At 64.9% G+C, this 2,159-nt stretch carries 4 protein-coding genes; all 4 read left to right on the top strand.

Annotated features, from left to right (window positions below; all coding sequences use genetic code 11):
• The first annotated feature begins 250 nt into the window (after window positions 1-250).
• On the top strand, window positions 251-625 hold the full coding sequence (locus WKI94_RS11925; protein ID WP_337845939.1) for a DUF1640 domain-containing protein: 375 nt from the start codon (window positions 251-253) through the stop codon (window positions 623-625).
• A 12-nt stretch (window positions 626-637) separates the two neighbouring features.
• Window positions 638-1,036: a hypothetical protein gene (locus WKI94_RS11930; protein ID WP_337845940.1), complete on the top strand. Its 399-nt coding sequence runs from the start codon at window positions 638-640 to the stop codon at window positions 1,034-1,036.
• Window positions 1,037-1,199: 163 nt separating this feature from the next.
• The gene (locus tag WKI94_RS11935; protein ID WP_337845941.1) at window positions 1,200-1,655 is read left to right on the top strand and encodes a winged helix-turn-helix domain-containing protein; all 456 of its coding nucleotides are present in this window, start codon (window positions 1,200-1,202) and stop codon (window positions 1,653-1,655) included.
• Between the two features lie 8 nt (window positions 1,656-1,663).
• On the top strand, window positions 1,664-2,159 hold a 496-nt coding region (locus tag WKI94_RS11940; protein WP_337845942.1), incomplete at its 3' end, for an IS630 family transposase.

A 2,159-nucleotide genomic window follows, 5' to 3' on the forward strand; every position in this document is an offset into this window, starting at 1 on the left:
AGCCCCTACGGGCTCCAGACACCTACCGCCTGGAGCTGGGCCCTGCCGACCCAAATCCGCCCTTTACCTGTCCGCCTCGCTGATCCCAAGGTCAGACCGCTGCATCCCTAAAGGCCCCAAGGCCTGGCCACTAGGCTTGGCCCTCTGGGGCTGACCCCTTGCTGGACCATCCCTCCCGGAAACACTCGGGGAACCCGGGGGGGCGGAACCTTTCTGAGACTCCTTGGCCCATGCTACCCTGGACGTAAGGATGACCACTGAGGAGCGGGTCTACAAGCTGGAAGGCCTGGTGGAGGGCATCATGGCCACCCTCCCCCAGGAGGTGGCCCTCCTGCGCCAGGAGGTGAAGGCGGAGCTGGTCTCTCTGAGGGAGGAGATGGCGGCCTTCCGGCGGGAGATGGCGGGCAAACACGAGACCCTGCGGCGGGAGATGGAAGGAAGGTTTGAAGCCCTGCGGCAGGAGATGGAGAGCAAGTACGAAGCCCTACGCCAGGAGATGGCGGGCAGGTACGAAACCTTGCGCCAAGAGGTCAAGGCAGATATCAACACCGCCTTCAACCGCACCATGCTGGTCTTCGTCCTCTTGAGCGCCTTCCTCGCCCTCCTCACCCTGATGCGGGGCTAAAGGGAGAGGGAGATGGAAGGGCTGGCCCAAGCCTTGGAGGTCCTCTTCGGACCGGTGGAGCGGCACGCGCTGAGGGAGGACTCCCTTCAGCTCTCCTTTACCGCCCAAGGCCGCCCCTTCCTCCTGCACCTGGAGCGCCTGCAGGTGGGGGGGTGGCTCTATGCCCTAGCCAGCCCGGTGAGCCTGCCCCTGCAGGACCTCCCCCTAGCCAAGGAGGCCGTGGACCTCCTGGGGGACCTGGAGCTGCAGTGGACGGGGGAAGGGGATGCCTGCGTCCTCTGGGCCAAGGACCTGGTCCAGACCCCCGAGGAGCTCCTGTCCTGGATCGCCGAGGAGGTGGGGTGGATGGCGGGGGTGGCGGAGGGGTTGGAGACCTTTTCCGAGGAGGGGGACGAGCCCCAGGGGGTGTAGCCCTCATCCCGCTAAGTACCCCGCTGAAACGAAAGCCCCAGCAGGAGCCCTGGAACAAGGGCCTGGTCTACTTTGATGCCGAGGCGCTTAGCTTCCAAGATGAACCCCAAGGGGCCCGTACCTTATGTGAACTCTCCCTAGGCCTTTCCTTTAGACTAGGGGCATGGAGCTAGCCAAGCACCGCCGCCGCCCCCGGCTGGAGCTCAAGCTCCGGCACCACCCGGATAACCTCTGGGCCCTGTATCGGGAAAGCCAGGACCCTGTGGAACGCGCCCGCTGGCACGCCATCTGGCTCCTGGCCACCGGCCACTCCATCCCCGAGGTGGCCCAGACCCTCGGCTACACCACCCGCTGGGTCCGCATGACCATCCGGCGCTACAACCAAGACCAACCCCTGGCCGACCTCCGCCACCAACTCCGGGATGGCCTCTGGACCATCCGCAACGCCGCTGAGTGGCTCTCCGGAAGGCTAGGGCGTCCCGTTGACCCAAGGCGGGCCTGGGTGTGGATGAAGAGGCTGGGCTTCGCTCCCCTTCGTCCCCGCCCCCGCCATCGGGAGGGGGAGGCTGAGAGGCAGGAGGCGTTTAAAAAAACCTCTTCTTCCTCATCTTCCTCCTGAAGGCCTTATTGGAGCTTGAGCTAGAGCTTTGGGCCTTTGACGAGCACCGGTTGGGCCTGAAGCCGGTCTATCGCCGGGTTTGGGCTCCTCGGGGGAGGACTCCTTTGGCCTGTGTGCGGCCCTGGTACCGCTGGCTTTACGTGTACGCTTTTGTTTGGCCGAACACGGGGGAGAGCGAGTTTTGGCTTTTGCCTTTGGTATCCACGGAGGTTTTCAACCTAGTCCTTTGGGAGTTTGCTGGGCTAAGGGGGTGTGGGGAGGGGAAGGCGGTGCTGGTGGTTTTGGACCGGGCGGGGTGGCATACCTCTGGGCGGGTTGAGGTGCCGGAGGGGGTGGGGTTGGTCTTTTTGCCGCCTTACAGTCCGGAGTTGCAGCCGGTGGAGCGGGTATGGCCGTTGGTGGATGCGGTGGTGGCCAATGGGCGGGTGGGGAGGGAGGAGGAGCTTTGGGCGAGGGTGGAGTCCAGGTGCGCCTACTTGCAGGCCCAGAGGGAGCTGATTCGGA

The organism is Thermus sp., assembly GCF_037444525.1.
Taxonomy (GTDB): Bacteria; Deinococcota; Deinococci; order Deinococcales; family Thermaceae; genus Thermus.